The organism is Sulfitobacter mediterraneus (assembly GCF_016801775.1).
Classification (GTDB): Bacteria; Pseudomonadota; Alphaproteobacteria; order Rhodobacterales; family Rhodobacteraceae; genus Sulfitobacter; species Sulfitobacter mediterraneus_A.
In genome coordinates this window covers 2,232,727-2,247,708 of sequence record NZ_CP069004.1, presented here as the reverse complement: position 1 = coordinate 2,247,708, position 14,982 = coordinate 2,232,727, and the positions used below count along the sequence as shown (strand labels likewise).

Sequence of the window (14,982 nt, the reverse complement as noted above, 5' to 3'; positions counted from 1 at the left end):
AGCGCAGCGGGTCGCGATCAGACCTTGGGCGGTGTGCTTTTGTAGACCGGTAAATGCCAACCCAGCGCCAGTGATCCTGCCCGCAAGATCCAGCTGATCAACGCGCAAGCAGACAGGGAAAACAGCGGATCGAGGCCGAAGTGACGGCCTGTCGCGGCGGCGGCGGCACCGGCAAAGGCGGCGGTTGCATAGAGCTCCCCCTGTTTGAGGATCAGTGGAACCTGCCCGACCACAACATCCCGCATCAGCCCGCCCATACATCCGGTGATCATGCCCATCAGGATCACGATCACCGCAGATTGGTCCTGACCGATGGCAACAGCTGCACCCGCAGCAACGGCGATGGCGAGAGCGAAGCTATCGAGCCAGATCAGAGTGCGATAACGGCTTTCGAGCAGGTGGGCGGAAAAGAACACCGCCAGTGCGGCAGCCCCTGCCACGGCCAGATAGGCGGGGTTGTCGATCCAGAAGATCGGATTGCGGTCCAGCAGCAGGTCGCGGATGGTGCCGCCGCCAAGGGCGGTCAGGCTGGCGATGAAGGCAAATCCGACAAGATCGAGCTGGGCGCGGCTTGCAACCAATGCGCCGGTGATCGCGAAGATCAGGACAGATCCATAATCCAGGAGGTCGATCAGGCTCACGGTTTGAACGGCTTCATGCCGTCACGGGCCAATTGATCGGCGCGTTCGTTTTCGGGGTGGCCTGCGTGGCCTTTGACCCATTCCCATGTCACTTTGTGGCGGGCGTTGGCGGCGTCCAGCCGCTGCCAAAGCTCCGCGTTTTTCACCGGCTTTTTCGCGGCGTTCTTCCAGCCGTTTTTCTTCCAGCCGTGGATCCAGCCAGTGATCCCGTTCTTGACGTAGTTGCTGTCAGTGACGATGGTGATCTCTGTCGCCCGGTCCAGTGCCTCTAGCGCGCTGATCGCCGCCATCAGTTCCATGCGGTTGTTGGTGGTTGCTGCCTCGCCGCCTTTGAGCTCGCGCTCCTTGACGACGGTATCCCCGTCCTTTGCCTGCATCAATGCGCCCCAGCCACCGGGACCGGGGTTACCTGAGCAGGCGCCATCTGTGTATGCGTATAATTTAGCCATATGCGCGCAGGGCTATCCAATCGGCGTAGGTGCCGTCCAGCCCTTTTCCGCGCCCTGAGGTGTGATCGGTGACAGAAAACCCTGCTGCCTCCAAAAGACCGGTGAGTTCTGCATCGGTATAATAGGTGTAGAGCCTGCCAATGGCGTCACGTTTGCTGCCGGTGCCGGATTTCAGGGCAATGTGGAAGACGCCGCCGGGTTTCAGCGCGGTTTTGAGCGCGGCAAGGTGGCGGGGCATATCGGCACGGGGTGCGTGCAGAAGGCAGAAGTTAGCCCAGATGCCATCATAGAGATCCTTCCCGGAGATTTCGTCAAAGGTCGCGCAATAGGCCGTGACGCCGGGGTGCGCATCTGCCATTGCGACCATCTCGGGCACGGCATCTGTCGCGGTGACATCAAAGCCACCATCGGCCAGCGCCGCCGCGACATGCCCGGGCCCACAACCGAGGTCGAGGACCGTGCCACCTTTGGGCAAAGCCTTGGCAAAGTCCGCCAGATGCGGATCGTGATCATCGCCGACAACGGCTGCATAATCGTCTGCCTTTTGGGCATAGACCTTGAGTGTTTCATCATCGCTCATGCCCATATCCCCACGGCAATACAGGCCAGCACAACGGATGACAGTTGCAGGCGCAAAGACATCCACCAACCGGGCGCAAGACCCCATTTTTGAAAGGCGTAGTCCAGAAACAACAGGCCTGCAAAGCCGCTGGCCAGGTTGATCAGCGCGGACATATAGCCCGTGCCGGGCATGAAGAACCACCAAAGCGCAGGCAGGACCGATAGTGCATAGGCCATGGCGGCCTGCGGCCCTTCAGCCTTGGTGGCGAATCCCCAAAGTACACCGGACATGAATGGCAGGATGATCCCGCCATAACGGATCATGATCAGCCGTCCATCCCCACCTAGGGATTGGGGCAGGATAACCTCTAACCCACCCGAAAAACCCAGAACCAGCAAGGCGCCCCAGAGAAACGGCAAGAGCCCCGCAAGGCCAAGCAGAAATGCCGGGGCGGGGATGCGGTGCATGTCAGGCACGTTCAAGCGCGAGGCGGCCCGCCAGCGCGGCAAAGATCGCAGCAAAGCTGCGGTTCAGTCCGCGCATCACCCGTTCAGAACCGAGAATCCATCTGCGGGCGGCGGCGGCGAAACATCCGTAAATCACAAAGACGGCAAAGGTCATGGCCATGAACACCAATCCCAACAGGGCCATTTCAGCCGTTGCCGTGGCAGCGTTACCGGACAGGAAGGGCGGCAGCAGGGCCAGAAAGAAGATCGACAGCTTCGGGTTCAGGATATTGATCAGCGCCCCGCGCCGGGCAATGCGCAGGCCGCTGTCGCTCTCGTCCTCTGCGCTGACAGAAAGCGCACCTCCGGATTTCAGGATCTGCCATGCCAGATACAGCAGGTAGGCAACCCCGGCCCATTTGACGATGGAGAACAGCAAGGCGCTGGTGTGCAATACTGCGGCAAGGCCGAGTGTCGCGGCGGCGAGGTGCGGCACGATCCCGAAGGTGCAGCCAAGCGCAGCCCACAGCGCGGCGCGGCGGCCCTGACCAAGGCCAAGCGCCAGCGTGTAAATCACGCCTGTGCCGGGGGCCAGAACAACCACCAATGCAGTGAGCAAAAATTGAAAGGTGATCATCAGGTGCCTCCAGCCGTTTCAGCCAAACCTATGCAAGGTGGGCGGGGGCGTAAAGGCCAATGCTCAGGCCGGTTGGCGCAACACACGCGGCACTTTGAACTCTACGTTTTCCTGTGCGGTTTCCACCAGCTCGCGGGTGACAGCGTACCGCTCGCAAAAGGCGTCGATGACTTCGTTGATCAGAACCTCTGGCGCAGAGGCGCCAGCGGTGATGCCGATCGAAGAGATCCCTTCAAGACCGCGCCAGTCGATATCGGCGGCGCGTTGCACCAGTTGCGAATAGGAACAGCCCGCGCGGGTGCCGACTTCGACCAGCCGTTTGGAGTTTGATGAATTGGGCGCGCCGACAACCAGCATGGCGTCGCATTTTGGGGCCATTGCCTTGACCGCCTCCTGCCGGTTGGTGGTGGCATAACAGATGTCTTCTTTGTGCGGGCCGATAATGGCTGGAAACCGGGATTTGAGCGCCGCGACAATCTCGGCTGTGTCATCGACGCTAAGGGTGGTCTGGGTGACATAGGCCAGTTTGGATGCATCGCGAACTGTTACCTCTGCCACGTCTTGCGGGGTTTCCACCAGCAGAACGTCGCCCTCGGGCAATTGCCCCATGGTGCCAACGGTCTCTGGGTGGCCCGCATGGCCGATCATGATCATTTGCAGGCCCGCATCGGCGTGGCGCTGGGCCTCGATATGCACCTTGCTGACCAGAGGGCAGGTGGCATCGACATAGATCATATTCCGGGCGGCGGCGGCGTTAGGCACTGATTTTGGTACGCCGTGGGCGGAAAAGATCACGGGCCGGTCGTCGGGACAGTCGGTCAATTCCTCGACAAACACCGCGCCCTTTTCCCGCAGGCCATCGACGACAAATTTGTTGTGCACGATCTCGTGGCGGACATAGACGGGGGCGCCCCATTTTTCCAAGGCCATTTCGACAATCTTGATCGCGCGGTCCACACCCGCACAAAAGCCGCGCGGCGCTGCAAGGTATAGGGTGAGGGGCGGTTTTGTCATGGCGGGCTCCTGCTCTTGGATGTCAGATAGGGGTTCGCGCGGGCCGGGTCCAGTCTGGCGGTGCTGGAAACGGAAGCGTTACAGGCCGTTGAGAAACACCTTGAGCAATGCGTTGAGCTGCTTTTGCTGATCCGGACCAAGATGCGAGACCAGCCGTGCTTGGGTTGCCACGTGATCCGTGACGGCGGCATTGATGATCTGTTTGCCTTTGTCTGTCAGGGCAACCATCACACCGCGTTTGTCGTCCGGGTTGCGGATGCGGCGCACCAGCCCGTCTTTTTCAAGCAGATCAATGCGGTGGGTCATGGTGCCAGATGTGACCATCATCGTAGCGAGCAGTTGATTGGGCGAAAGGGCATGCGGCGGGCCGGAGCGCAGCAAGGTGGCCAAAACATCAAAACCCGCGCTGGTCAGGCCATGCGCGTCAAAGGTTTTGCCCATTTCCTGGCTCAAGTGGTGCGACAGCCGTGAGATCCGCCCGATCAACGCCATCGGGTCGGTGTTCAGGTCTGGCCGCTGCTTGGCCCATTGGGCTTTGATCTTGTCAATGTCGTCCATCCGCGCAGAAAACATTGGTTATGTCTTGACGTCAAGATTTTCTCTATTATCTCCACATCAAGATTCTTTATATCAAGATAATGGAGATCCAAACCATGACCCGTACAACAGACCTTTTGCTGACTGCCCTGGCGCCTGCGATTTGGGGCAGCAGCTATATTGTCACAACGCAATTCCTGCCGAACCTTGATCCGCTGACGATCTCACTTCTCAGAGCCTTGCCTGCGGGGCTGTTGCTGTTGCTGATCGTGCGGCAGCTTCCCAAGGGAATCTGGGTGTTGCGTATGCTGGTTCTGGGGGCGTTGAACTTCGCTATTTTCTGGAGCTTGCTGTTCTACGCCGCATACCGCTTGCCGGGCGGTGTGGCTGCGGTCATGGGGGCGTTGCAGCCCCTTATCGTGGTATTTGCTGCACGTGGGCTGCTGGGTACAGCGATCCGGCCTCTGTCATTGCTGGCCATCGGGGCGGGCGTGCTTGGGGTGGCCTTGTTGATTTTGACCCCCGAGGCAAAGTTGGACGGTCTGGGCCTTCTTGCGGGGATCATGGGCTCTGCCTCTATGGCGCTGGGCACGGTCTTGAGCCGCAAATGGCAACCGCCGGTGCCAGCCCTGACGTTTACGGCGTGGCAATTGACGGCAGGAGGACTGCTCTTGCTCCCGTTCGCGCCTTTTGCCAGCACGGATTGGGCGACGCTGACCCCAAGCAATATGATCGGGCTTGGGTATCTCGGTCTGATCGGTGCGGCCCTGACCTATGTGATCTGGTTGCGCGGGATCGCGCGGTTGCAGCCTGACGCGGTGTCGGTTCTGGGTCTGCTGAGCCCGATCAGTGCAACGGTTCTGGGGTGGCTTTTTGTGTCGGAGACACTCACCCCGGCTCAAGGGCTTGGCATGGTCATCGTGCTGGGCAGTGTGATTGCCGGACAATATGCTTTGCGTCGTCCCGAACGTCCAAGCGCCAGCGGCAGAGTGGCGGCCTAACCTCGATTGCCTGTGGCCGCCGCGTGCAGCAATGCGGCGGCCTGTGCGCGATTGTGAACACCAAGTTTGCGGTAGGCGGCCTTGGCATAGTCCGAAACCGTATGAACCGAAATGTCACAAATCTCGGCGGCTTCCTGTCTGCTGCATCCGCGGGCAAGGAGCAGAACAATCTCACGCTCGCGAGGGCTGAGGTCATCAAAGGCCTTGGGCAGGGGGGTAGATGAGTCGGCGGCGAGATCTTCAAATCGGCGATGGATCAGGTGACAGAACAACCGCAATTCGTCCGCACGAGGCAGGATATCGGCATCAAAGCCCTTGCTGTCCTGGTCATTTCCAACAATGAAACCACCAAACCGGTCGAATCCCTTGAGGCGCACAGGAATGCCGAGGCCCGCATTGAGCCCCGCCTTGGCTGCGCGTTCGACAAAGGCCCGTTCGGTCTCGCTCACATAGGGGTGGCTGTCGATATAGGCGGCACCAAGGGTGAGGATATCGTAGCTGGTGCAGGAATGGCGTAGAAACGGATCACGTTCCGGGGGGTAATTGTCATAGAGGCCGGGGATCGTGCTGCGCATGAAAGGCGCGTCAAACTCGGCTCCGACGGTGAGGTAGACCGCATGACTAAGGCCAGCGTTGGCGAAGGTTTCGACAACGCCAAGCCACAATGCTTCTGTACACTGGATCTGCTCCAGCCTGGTCGCTTGGTCAACAAGCATCCTGTTTAATAACTCCCTCCCCCGTTTCGGGGGATCGCGTGAGGGTTGTAAATATGTATATTCTTAATGGGGCGTCGCAAAGCAATGCGCGGCGATTACTTCCCGAACAATTTCAGCACGCAAACGCGCCAGAAGCATTTATCCGCCTCTGGCGCGTTTTTTCAATAACTTAGTTGAGATTAGTCTTCGGCGTCGCCCATTGGTTCCCGAGGGGGGCGGCCGATGACATCTTTGAGGTCTTCCAGTTCGATAAAATTGTCGGCTTGGCGGCGCAGATCATCTGAGATCATCGGCGGCTGGCTGCGGATGGTCGAAACAACCGACACGCGCACGCCCTGACGTTGAAGGCTCTCGACCAGCGGGCGGAAATCACCATCGCCAGAGAAGATCACGATGTGGTCTACATGGGGCGCAAGCTCCATCGCATTGACGGCCAGTTCGATGTCCATGTTGCCCTTGACCCGGCGGCGGCCCATGCTGTCGGTGTATTCCTTGGCCGGCTTGGTCACCATGGTGAAGCCGTTGTAGTTCAGCCAATCGACCAATGGGCGGATCGGGGAATATTCGTCATTCTCCAGCAGCGCGGTATAATAAAAGGCACGCAGCATTTTGCCGCGGCGGACAAACTCCTGTCGCAGCAATTTATAGTCGATATCGAAGCCAAGGGTCTTGGCCGCTGCGTAGAGGTTTGAGCCGTCAATGAACAGCGCAAGACGCTCATCCTTGTAAAACATTTGATTTCCTTTCGGCGGTGCCGCCACTCATGCTGTTGATCCAATGTGCAGGTAGCTTATGAGAACAGTACGTGACCGAAGTATTCTCGCCCGATTGGCCGGGGCGCATTCCTAAGGATTTTTGACCATGCTGCAAGACCGAGAAGACAAAGAAAACGGCGGGAATCAGCTTAATTCAGATCAATTGGTCCTAATTGCACTTGGGGGTAACCTGACGTCATCGGTGGGAACGCCGGTCGAAACCACGCTGGCAGCGTTTGAAGCCCTGAAAAAACGCGGGGCAGTGATTCGAAAAACAAGTTCATTATATCACACTCCGGCCTTTCCCGCAGGGGCTGGGCCTGACTATATCAATGCAACCGCCGAGATAGCTGTGCCTTGGGGCGCGGCCGAGACGCTGGCGGTGTTGCACGAGGTAGAGGCGCAGCTGGGCCGCGAAAGGGTGCAAAGGTGGGGTCAACGCACCATGGATCTGGATATGATCGCCTATGGCAGCACCGTCCTGCCGGACCGGCAAACCCATGCCACATGGCGCGATATGCCGCTTGAGAAACAGGTGGGCAGTACGCCGGACCGATTGATCCTGCCGCATCCACGCATGCAGGATCGGGCGTTTGTCCTGGTGCCGCTGGCAGAGATCGCGCCGGACTGGGTGCATCCGATCCTCGGGATCAGCGTTGCGCAGATGCTTGACGCCCTGCCGGAGGAGGACAAATTAGAGGTCCGGCTCTGTCAATAGCGACTTGTATATCGTACAAAAGAGGCCTAGATAGCCTGCTTCTGAGATCCGATAGACTGAACGGAGTATTCCATGGCCCGCGTCACAGTAGAAGATTGTGTTGATAAAGTTCCAAACCGCTTTGAGCTGGTGATGCTTGCGGCGCATCGTGCGCGTGAAATCTCTGCCGGGTCCGCCGTGACAGTGGACCGCGACAACGACAAGAACCCCGTTGTCTCCCTGCGCGAGATTGCTGATGAAACCCAGTCTGCGGATGATCTGCGCGAGCGCCTGATCGAAAGCAACCAGAACCAGATCGAGGTTGATGAGCCCGAAGAGGACGCAATGGCGCTTCTTATGGGGGCCGAGCAGGACAAGCCTGAAGAAGACAGCATGTCCGAAGAAATGTTGCTGCGCCAGTTGATGGCTGCACAGGGGCAGGGCTAAGGCCCGCGCGCCCAAGGGCGCTAAGAAGGCAGCAGGCATGGACACCGCCGAAATCACTGCCGATGATCTTGTAGCCCTTGTTCAGGGCTACAATCCAAGAACAAATGAAAAACTGATCCGCGCGGCCTTTGATTACGGGGCCAAGATGCATGACGGACAGTTCCGCCATTCGGGTGAGGCTTATTTCACCCATCCCGTTTCCGTTGCCGCGATCCTGACCGAACAGCAGTTGGATGATGCCACGATCATTACCGCGCTGTTACATGACACCATCGAGGACACTCCTGCGTCTTATGCCGAGGTTGAGAAACTGTTTGGCAATGAGGTGGCAGAACTGGTCGATGGTGTGACCAAGCTGACCAATCTACAGCTGAACTCAACCCAGACCAAACAAGCCGAGAACTTTCGCAAGCTCTTTATGGCGATGTCAAAAGACCTGCGGGTGATTTTGGTCAAGCTGGCGGACCGTTTGCACAACATGCGCACGATCAAGTCGATGCGCCCTGAAAAGCAGCTGCAAAAGGCGCGTGAGACCATGGATATCTATGCGCCGCTTGCGGGCCGCATGGGTATGCAATGGATGCGCGAGGAGCTGGAGGATCTGGCGTTTCGTGTGCTGAACCCCGAGGGGCGTGCCAGCATCATCCGCCGCTTCATCACCTTGCAGCGTGAAACCGGCGATGTGATCCAGCGGATCACGGGTGACATGCGCCATGAGCTGGAAGAGGCGGGCATCGAGGCCGATGTGTTTGGCCGCGCCAAAAAGCCCTATTCAATCTGGCGCAAGATGCAGGAAAAGGAGCTGAGCTTCAGCCGGCTGTCCGATATTTACGGCTTTCGGATCATTACGGATACCGAAGAGGATTGTTACCGGACGTTGGGCACCATCCATCGCCGCTGGTTCGCGGTGCCCGGTCGGTTCAAAGATTACATCAGCCAGCCCAAGACCAATGGTTATCGGTCCATTCATACAACCGTGTCAGGGCGCGACGGCAAGCGGGTCGAGGTGCAGATCCGCACCCGGCAGATGCATGATGTGGCCGAAACTGGCGTTGCGGCGCATTGGTCGTACCGCGATGGTGTCCGGTCGAAAAACCCCTTTGCGGTCGATCCGGCCCGCTGGATTGCACAGCTGACCGAACAGTTTGACGCAGAAGAGGATCACGAAGATTTCCTCGAAGCGGTCAAACTGGAAATGTATGCCGACCAGGTGTTCTGCTTTACGCCCAAGGGTGATGTCGTAAAACTGCCCCGCGGGGCCACGCCAATTGATTTTGCCTATGCAATCCACACGCGGATCGGAAATGCCTGCGTGGGCGCCAAGGTGGACGGCATGCGCGTGCCGCTTTGGACGCGGGTCAAGAACGGCCAGTCGATCGAGATCATCCGCGCTGAGGGCCAGACCCCGCAGGTGACATGGCTGGACATTGCGACCACGGGCAAAGCCAAATCTGCGATCCGCAGATCCCTACGCGAAGAGGACAGGGCACGGTTTGTGAAACTGGGCCGCGAACTGGCGCGATCTGCCTTTGCCCATGTCGGCAAAGAGGCGACGGACAAGGTCTTGCGAACCGCTGCGAAGAACATGCGGCTTGACGGGATGCAGGATTTGCTGGCGCAGCTTGGCAGCTCCGAGATCACCGGTCATGACGTGGTGCAGGCGGTCTATGCCGATCTGAGCCCGCGCAAGGGGGAACAGGTTGATACGGCACGCGCTGTCGTTGGTCTTGAGCCGGGGCAATCGTTTGACCGAGCGCCCTGTTGCCACCCGCTGCCGGGAGAGCGGATCATCGGCATTACGTTCCGCGGTCAGGGTGTTACGGTACATTCCATCGATTGTGACCGCCTGTCGGCCTATGAGGACCAGCCCGAACGCTGGATCGACCTGCGCTGGCACGAGGGCAACCATCCGGCGGTTTATGATGCGGTGATTGACCTGACGATAGGCAACGGAACCGGGGTTCTGGGGCGGATCTGCACCTTGATCGGTGAGGCCGGAGCCAATATCTCCGATCTTGAGTTTCAAGAACGCAAACCGGATTTTTACCGCCTTTTGATCTATGTGTCTCTGCGGGATGTTGCGCATCTGCACTCCCTGATGGTCACATTGGAAGCCGAGAGCGAAGTCGCTGCCATTTCGAGGTATCGGGATGTAAACGCGGTGCAGCATGCTGAGAAAGGCGCGTGACCGAGGTGCGCGTGTGACCACGAGGGAAGCCAGGTTTGATCTTTAAGCGCCGCGATCCAAAGCCGACATTGCGCGCGGTGGCCGAGTTTCTTTGGCCGCGCGGTGGCTGGACGCGGGCGTTTCATTACGTCAAACACCGGATGCGGCGCCTGCCCGACAGTCCCGAACGCATCGCGCGGGGGATCTGGGGCGGGGTCTTTACCTCGTTTACGCCGCTCTATGGGTTTCACTTCATCATTGCCGCGCTGATTGCACGGACCATGAAGGGCAATATCCTTGCCGCCTTGATGGGCACGTTTTTTGGCAATCCCCTGACCTATGTGCCGATTGGCATTGCCTCTCTCAAAACCGGCCACTGGATCTTGGGCACGCGGATGCACGAAGGTGAACATCGTTCCTTTGTGGGTAAGTTCGCCGATGCGGGCGCGGATCTGTGGGTGAATTTCCGTGCGATCTTTACCCACGAAGAAACCGATTGGACCGGCATTCTGGTTTTCGCGGATGAGGTTTTTTATCCTTATATGATTGGTGGCATCCTGCCCGGCATCATTTGCGCGACGATCAGCTACTACCTGATGGTGCCGCTCTTGCGGGCCTACCAAAAACGCCGCCGCGGTCTGATCAAAGCGAAATTCGAAGCTTTGAAACAAAAAGCGGCACATAAGGCTGACGCCAAGCGCAAAGCGGACTAGGTTCCCTTTAACTAACTGATTCAAAGGGGGCGGTATGGCATCGCAGGAAAAGCTTCGGCTGGGTGTGAACATCGATCACGTGGCGACAGTGCGCAATGCGCGGGGCGGGGCATATCCTGATCCGTTGCGGGCGGCCAAGATTGCGGAAAAGGCGGGTGCTGACGGGATCACCGCGCATCTGCGCGAAGACCGCCGTCACATCTCGGATGCCGATATCGAGGGGCTGATGGATGTCCTGTCGGTGCCTTTGAATTTTGAAATGGCCGCCACGGACGAAATGCAGAAGATCGCCCTGCGCCACAAGCCGCATGCGGTTTGCATTGTTCCGGAAAAGCGGGAAGAGCGCACCACCGAGGGTGGTTTGGAGGTGGCCCGCGAGGAAAACAAGCTGGCCCATTTCATTGCGCCTTTGCGCGAGGCCGGCAGCCGTGTGTCTATTTTTATCGCCGCCGATCAACGCCAGATCGAAGCGGCAAACCGCATTGGCGCGGAAGTGATCGAACTTCACACCGGTGCCTATTGTGACGCCTTTTCCGAAGGCCGCTGGCCCGAAGCGCAGGCGGAGCTCAAAAAGCTTGAAGAGATGTCGACCTTTGCCCATTCATTGGGCTTGGAGGTACATGCGGGGCATGGTTTGACCTATGACACCGTATCGCCAGTCGCCGCCTTCCCTGAAGTGCGGGAGCTGAACATCGGGCATTTCCTGATTGGTGAGGCGATCTTCCTCGGGCTGGAGCCTGCGATTGCCGAGATGCGCCGCCTGATGGATGACGCGCGCGATCCGGTGTGAGGATGAAGGGACTTTTGCTCTCTGCCGCGATCTGCGTTGCGGGCTTGCCCGTAGCGGCAGAAGGCTGGGGCAATCTTGATGCGCTGCTGTTTTCGCATTTGACCCGCAGCGGCAGAGCAGAGACGTCCTATTGGTTGCCCAATTCCATTGATCCCGCACAGGCCACGGCGGCCCTTGGCGTGGTTTATGAACATATTGCTGGGTCCGCTGGAAACACGACCATCGCGGTTGGCCTGTTCCTGCGTCCATCTGGCGGCCAGTGGGGGTTTGCAGGGCCAGTGGCCCATCTCTTTGGTCACAACCCGAGGGATGTGGTCTTCGAGGGTGGCTTTGCGATGTTGACAACAACGATGCCGGGGCCGAATGATCCGCGCTGCTGCCCGACTGTGCCAACCCGTTGGCGGATCGATCTTGCCCGGCTGCAAGCCTGGCAGGCGCGATAGGTGCCGCAGATGATCCTTGGGATAGGCACAGATCTGGCCAATATCGAACGCATTCAGGGCACTCTGGACCGGTTTGGCGACAGGTTCCGCAATCGGGTGTTTACCGAAGTCGAACAGCGTAAGGCCGAACGCCGCAAAGACATTGCAGGTACCTACGCGAAACGCTGGGCCGCCAAAGAGGCCTGTTCCAAGGCGCTGGGCACGGGGCTGCGCATGGGGATCAGCTGGCGAGACATGGCAGTCAGCAATCTGCGCACGGGGCAACCGGTGATGGAGGTCACAGGCTGGGCGAAAGACCGATTGGACAGCATGACGCCGCCTGGGCACGAGGCGATCATCCATGTGACCCTGACGGACGATCACCCTTGGGCGCAGGCCTTTGTGGTGATCGAAGCGCGGCCTCTGACCTGATCACAAAGGCAAGAGGCGCTACGGCAGACCGCCGATGCAGGCGTCATTCCCTTGACAGTGGGGGCATCGCCCCGCATGTACCCCACACCCACGAATGAAGGATTGCGCCGCATGGCCGAGAAGGAAAAGACAGACAACGGTTTTGTCGAAACGATCAAGACCATTGTTTATGCCCTGCTGATCGCGGGCGTGTTCCGGACGCTGTTCTTTCAGCCGTTCTGGATTCCGTCAGGATCGATGAAAGAGACACTGCTTATTGGCGATTTCCTCTTTGTGAACAAAATGGCTTATGGCTATTCCTATGCCTCTTGCCCAAGTCTGATGATGCCGCGGTTTGGCATCGAAGTGGACGCCAAGGACATCTGCGGTGCCTTTGACGGTGACAATACGCGCCTGTTTGGTGGCGAGCCTGAGCGCGGCGATGTTGTGGTGTTCCGCCATCCGGTTTCAGGGCGTGACTACATCAAACGGCTGACTGGCTTGCCCGGTGACAAGATCCAGATGAAAGCTGGTGTTTTGCACATCAATGGCGAGGCGGTGAAGCTGAAAGAGGCTGGCACTTTTGAAGAGGTCATGGCTCCGCAAGGTCCGCAACGGTTGCGCCCGCGCTGTGAAAACGGCGCGGTTGGCGAGGGCGGCCTGTGCAAGAAAGGCCGCATGATCGAAACGCTGCCCGGCGGGTCCAGCCACGCGATCTTGAATATCACCAACCAAGGATCCGACCGCACGGGTGTTTATACCGTGCCGGAAGGGCATTACTTCTTTATGGGTGACAACCGCGACAATTCCGCAGACAGCCGTTTGGCCCAGCAGGCGGGTGGCGTCGGATTTGTGCCTTACGAAAACCTGATTGGCCGTGCGGACCGGATCATGTTCAGCTCTGCCGGGCGGTCGATGTTGTTCTTCTGGACATGGCGCAGCGACCGGTTCTTTAAAGGCATCGAATGAAGCTGAGCGGCGAACTCAAGGCCTTTGAAGGCCGGATTGGCCACCACTTTGCCGCACCGGAGTTGTTGAACCGGGCGGTCACCCATGCGTCGATGTCCTCGGCCAATCGCGACGACAACCAGCGGCTTGAGTTTCTGGGCGATCGGGTCTTGGGCCTTGTCATGGCCGAGGCGCTGCTGGCGCTGGACCCCGGTGCGACCGAGGGGCAGTTGGCCCCACGATTTAACGCGCTGGTGCGCAAGGAGACCTGCGCGGATGTGGCCCGCGAGATTGATCTGGGCACAGTGCTCAAGCTTGGCCGATCCGAGATGCTATCGGGGGGGCGGCGCAAACAGGCGCTGCTTGGTGATGCGATTGAGGCCGTGATTGCTGCGGTATACCTGGATGCCGGCTTTGATGCGGCCAAGGGGCTGGTACTGCGGCTTTGGGGCGGGCGGATCGAAACCGTCGAAGAAGACGCCCGCGATGCCAAGACCGCCTTGCAGGAATGGGCGCAGGCGCGCAAGCTGGCGCCACCAAAATACGTCACCACCGCCCGCAGCGGACCGGACCATGCGCCGGTGTTTACCATTGCAGCGCGGCTGGACAACGGGGCTGAGGCAAGTGCCACCGCCTCATCAAAACGTGCAGCCGAACAGGCTGCCGCCACAAGTTTGCTGGCGCAGTTGGAGAAAAACAAATGACCACCCGCGCCGGTTTCGTCGCCCTGATCGGAGAGCCTAACGCAGGCAAATCCACTTTGCTCAACCGTATGGTTGGGGCCAAGGTCAGTATCGTCACACATAAAGTGCAGACCACCCGTGCCCGCATTCGCGGCGTCGCGATGGAGGGGGATGCGCAGATCGTTTTTGTTGACACGCCCGGCCTTTTTCAGCCGCGTCGCCGTCTTGACCGTGCGATGGTGGCCGCTGCATGGGGCGGAGCTGCGGATGCGGACGTCGTTGTCTTGCTGATCGAAGCGCATCGCGGTGTTACCGAAGGCGTGGAGCGTATTCTTGAGGGGCTTGCCAATATCGGCGAGGGGCGACGCGTGGCTTTGGCCATCAACAAGATCGACAAGGTCGAAGCGCCGGTGTTGCTGGGTCTCAGTCAGGATCTGAATGCACGGTTCGATTTCGAAGAAACATTCATGATCTCGGCCGAACGGGGGCATGGCGTTGATGTACTGCGGCGCTATCTGGCGGGCGTGCTGCCGGAAGGACCGTGGCTTTACCCAGAAGACCAGATCGCCGATCTGCCAATGCGGATGATTGCCGCCGAAATGACCCGCGAAAAGCTGACGCTGCGGCTGCATCAGGAATTGCCGTACCAGATGACGGTCGAGACCGAAAATTGGGAAGAGCGCAAAGACGGGTCTGCCAAGATTGATCAATTGATTTACGTGGTCCGCGACGGTCACAAGGGGATCGTGCTTGGCCATAAAGGTGAGACCATCAAATCGGTGAGCAAGGCCGCGCGGGAAGAATTGGAAGAATTCCTTGGCCGCAAAGTACACCTGTTCTTACAAGTCAAAGTGCGGCCAAACTGGCTGGATGATGCGGAACGCTATTCTGAGATGGGTTTGGATTTCAAAGATGGGAATGGCTGAGCGGGTAAGCTCTGACATTT

At 58.9% G+C, this 14,982-nt stretch carries 20 protein-coding genes; 11 read left to right on the top strand and 9 right to left on the bottom strand.

From position 1 onward, the window contains the following. Positions 1–17 precede the first annotated feature (17 nt). The 7 genes from JNX03_RS11095 to JNX03_RS11065 form a co-directional block, all read right to left on the bottom strand. Positions 18–641 (bottom strand): trimeric intracellular cation channel family protein, encoded by a 624-nt coding sequence (locus JNX03_RS11095; protein WP_203209101.1) that lies wholly within the window; start codon positions 639–641, stop codon positions 18–20. After that, positions 638–1,090 (bottom strand): ribonuclease HI, encoded by a 453-nt coding sequence (gene rnhA, locus JNX03_RS11090; RefSeq protein WP_203209100.1) that lies wholly within the window; start codon positions 1,088–1,090, stop codon positions 638–640. Before rnhA ends, JNX03_RS11095 begins: the two co-directional genes overlap by 4 nt. Then, positions 1,083–1,670 carry a class I SAM-dependent methyltransferase gene (locus JNX03_RS11085; protein WP_203209099.1) on the bottom strand — a complete coding sequence of 196 codons (588 nt, stop codon included), beginning with the start codon at positions 1,668–1,670 and terminating at the stop codon, positions 1,083–1,085. Before JNX03_RS11085 ends, rnhA begins: the two co-directional genes overlap by 8 nt. Beyond that, positions 1,667–2,119 carry a DUF3429 domain-containing protein gene (locus JNX03_RS11080; RefSeq protein ID WP_203209098.1) on the bottom strand — a complete coding sequence of 151 codons (453 nt, stop codon included), beginning with the start codon at positions 2,117–2,119 and terminating at the stop codon, positions 1,667–1,669. Before JNX03_RS11080 ends, JNX03_RS11085 begins: the two co-directional genes overlap by 4 nt. Before the next feature lies 1 nt (position 2,120). Next, positions 2,121–2,735 carry a LysE family translocator gene (locus JNX03_RS11075; protein ID WP_203209097.1) on the bottom strand — a complete coding sequence of 205 codons (615 nt, stop codon included), beginning with the start codon at positions 2,733–2,735 and terminating at the stop codon, positions 2,121–2,123. A gap of 63 nt (positions 2,736–2,798) precedes the next feature. Next, entirely contained in the window at positions 2,799–3,749 is a 951-nt protein-coding gene (ispH, locus tag JNX03_RS11070) for a 4-hydroxy-3-methylbut-2-enyl diphosphate reductase (protein WP_203209096.1), read from the bottom strand. Between the two features lie 78 nt (positions 3,750–3,827). Next, positions 3,828–4,322, bottom strand: coding sequence for a MarR family winged helix-turn-helix transcriptional regulator (locus tag JNX03_RS11065; RefSeq protein ID WP_231024221.1), 495 nt, complete (start codon positions 4,320–4,322; stop codon positions 3,828–3,830). Positions 4,323–4,402: 80 nt separating this feature from the next. Here JNX03_RS11065 and JNX03_RS11060 point away from each other — a divergent pair, with 80 nt between their 5' ends. Next, on the top strand, positions 4,403–5,287 hold the full coding sequence (locus tag JNX03_RS11060; protein WP_203209094.1) for an EamA family transporter: 885 nt from the start codon (positions 4,403–4,405) through the stop codon (positions 5,285–5,287). On the opposite strand, the gene JNX03_RS11055 is transcribed toward JNX03_RS11060, so the two are convergent. Both JNX03_RS11055 and JNX03_RS11050 read right to left on the bottom strand, forming a co-directional pair. Next, positions 5,284–6,003 (bottom strand): helix-turn-helix transcriptional regulator, encoded by a 720-nt coding sequence (locus tag JNX03_RS11055; protein WP_203209093.1) that lies wholly within the window; start codon positions 6,001–6,003, stop codon positions 5,284–5,286. The two genes, JNX03_RS11060 and JNX03_RS11055, sit on opposite strands and share 4 nt — an antisense overlap. 179 nt (positions 6,004–6,182) lie before the next feature. Beyond that, positions 6,183–6,737 carry an NYN domain-containing protein gene (locus JNX03_RS11050; RefSeq protein ID WP_203209092.1) on the bottom strand — a complete coding sequence of 185 codons (555 nt, stop codon included), beginning with the start codon at positions 6,735–6,737 and terminating at the stop codon, positions 6,183–6,185. A gap of 127 nt (positions 6,738–6,864) precedes the next feature. On the opposite strand from JNX03_RS11050, the gene folK reads away from it, so the two are divergent. From folK to era, 10 genes are all read left to right on the top strand, one after another. Further along, positions 6,865–7,476 (top strand): 2-amino-4-hydroxy-6-hydroxymethyldihydropteridine diphosphokinase, encoded by a 612-nt coding sequence (gene folK, locus JNX03_RS11045; protein WP_203209091.1) that lies wholly within the window; start codon positions 6,865–6,867, stop codon positions 7,474–7,476. 72 nt (positions 7,477–7,548) lie between these two features. Continuing rightward, entirely contained in the window at positions 7,549–7,902 is a 354-nt protein-coding gene (gene rpoZ / locus JNX03_RS11040) for a DNA-directed RNA polymerase subunit omega (protein WP_025043502.1), read from the top strand. A gap of 37 nt (positions 7,903–7,939) precedes the next feature. Then, on the top strand, positions 7,940–10,090 hold the full coding sequence (locus tag JNX03_RS11035) for a RelA/SpoT family protein (RefSeq protein WP_203209090.1): 2,151 nt from the start codon (positions 7,940–7,942) through the stop codon (positions 10,088–10,090). A gap of 35 nt (positions 10,091–10,125) precedes the next feature. Beyond that, positions 10,126–10,782 (top strand): DUF2062 domain-containing protein, encoded by a 657-nt coding sequence (locus tag JNX03_RS11030; RefSeq protein WP_025046934.1) that lies wholly within the window; start codon positions 10,126–10,128, stop codon positions 10,780–10,782. Between the two features lie 34 nt (positions 10,783–10,816). Then, positions 10,817–11,572: a pyridoxine 5'-phosphate synthase gene (locus JNX03_RS11025; protein ID WP_203209089.1), complete on the top strand. Its 756-nt coding sequence runs from the start codon at positions 10,817–10,819 to the stop codon at positions 11,570–11,572. Positions 11,573–11,574: 2 nt separating this feature from the next. Continuing rightward, positions 11,575–12,015: a hypothetical protein gene (locus JNX03_RS11020; protein WP_203209088.1), complete on the top strand. Its 441-nt coding sequence runs from the start codon at positions 11,575–11,577 to the stop codon at positions 12,013–12,015. A gap of 9 nt (positions 12,016–12,024) precedes the next feature. Next, positions 12,025–12,426 carry a holo-ACP synthase gene (gene acpS, locus JNX03_RS11015; protein WP_203209087.1) on the top strand — a complete coding sequence of 134 codons (402 nt, stop codon included), beginning with the start codon at positions 12,025–12,027 and terminating at the stop codon, positions 12,424–12,426. A gap of 111 nt (positions 12,427–12,537) precedes the next feature. After that, positions 12,538–13,374: a signal peptidase I gene (gene lepB, locus JNX03_RS11010; RefSeq protein ID WP_203209086.1), complete on the top strand. Its 837-nt coding sequence runs from the start codon at positions 12,538–12,540 to the stop codon at positions 13,372–13,374. Continuing rightward, the gene (gene rnc / locus JNX03_RS11005) at positions 13,371–14,057 is read left to right on the top strand and encodes a ribonuclease III (RefSeq protein ID WP_203209085.1); all 687 of its coding nucleotides are present in this window, start codon (positions 13,371–13,373) and stop codon (positions 14,055–14,057) included. The genes lepB and rnc overlap by 4 nt, the downstream gene beginning before the upstream one ends. Then, positions 14,054–14,962 (top strand): GTPase Era, encoded by a 909-nt coding sequence (era, locus tag JNX03_RS11000; RefSeq protein ID WP_203209084.1) that lies wholly within the window; start codon positions 14,054–14,056, stop codon positions 14,960–14,962. The genes rnc and era overlap by 4 nt, the downstream gene beginning before the upstream one ends. The last annotated feature ends 20 nt before the right edge of the window (positions 14,963–14,982 follow it).

Coding starts and splice junctions, on each gene's coding strand:
- ispH (WP_203209096.1), bottom strand. CDS start 3,749: ATGACAAAACCGCCCCTCACCCTATACCTTGCAGCGCCGCGCGGCTTT.
- JNX03_RS11035 (WP_203209090.1), top strand. CDS start 7,940: ATGGACACCGCCGAAATCACTGCCGATGATCTTGTAGCCCTTGTTCAG.
- JNX03_RS11065 (WP_231024221.1), bottom strand. CDS start 4,322: ATGTTTTCTGCGCGGATGGACGACATTGACAAGATCAAAGCCCAATGG.
- lepB (WP_203209086.1), top strand. CDS start 12,538: ATGGCCGAGAAGGAAAAGACAGACAACGGTTTTGTCGAAACGATCAAG.
- JNX03_RS11085 (WP_203209099.1), bottom strand. CDS start 1,670: ATGAGCGATGATGAAACACTCAAGGTCTATGCCCAAAAGGCAGACGAT.
- JNX03_RS11020 (WP_203209088.1), top strand. CDS start 11,575: ATGAAGGGACTTTTGCTCTCTGCCGCGATCTGCGTTGCGGGCTTGCCC.
- era (WP_203209084.1), top strand. CDS start 14,054: ATGACCACCCGCGCCGGTTTCGTCGCCCTGATCGGAGAGCCTAACGCA.
- JNX03_RS11025 (WP_203209089.1), top strand. CDS start 10,817: ATGGCATCGCAGGAAAAGCTTCGGCTGGGTGTGAACATCGATCACGTG.
- folK (WP_203209091.1), top strand. CDS start 6,865: ATGCTGCAAGACCGAGAAGACAAAGAAAACGGCGGGAATCAGCTTAAT.
- JNX03_RS11055 (WP_203209093.1), bottom strand. CDS start 6,003: ATGCTTGTTGACCAAGCGACCAGGCTGGAGCAGATCCAGTGTACAGAA.
- JNX03_RS11075 (WP_203209097.1), bottom strand. CDS start 2,735: ATGATCACCTTTCAATTTTTGCTCACTGCATTGGTGGTTGTTCTGGCC.
- JNX03_RS11060 (WP_203209094.1), top strand. CDS start 4,403: ATGACCCGTACAACAGACCTTTTGCTGACTGCCCTGGCGCCTGCGATT.
- rnhA (WP_203209100.1), bottom strand. CDS start 1,090: ATGGCTAAATTATACGCATACACAGATGGCGCCTGCTCAGGTAACCCC.
- acpS (WP_203209087.1), top strand. CDS start 12,025: ATGATCCTTGGGATAGGCACAGATCTGGCCAATATCGAACGCATTCAG.
- JNX03_RS11050 (WP_203209092.1), bottom strand. CDS start 6,737: ATGTTTTACAAGGATGAGCGTCTTGCGCTGTTCATTGACGGCTCAAAC.
- rpoZ (WP_025043502.1), top strand. CDS start 7,549: ATGGCCCGCGTCACAGTAGAAGATTGTGTTGATAAAGTTCCAAACCGC.
- rnc (WP_203209085.1), top strand. CDS start 13,371: ATGAAGCTGAGCGGCGAACTCAAGGCCTTTGAAGGCCGGATTGGCCAC.
- JNX03_RS11080 (WP_203209098.1), bottom strand. CDS start 2,119: ATGCACCGCATCCCCGCCCCGGCATTTCTGCTTGGCCTTGCGGGGCTC.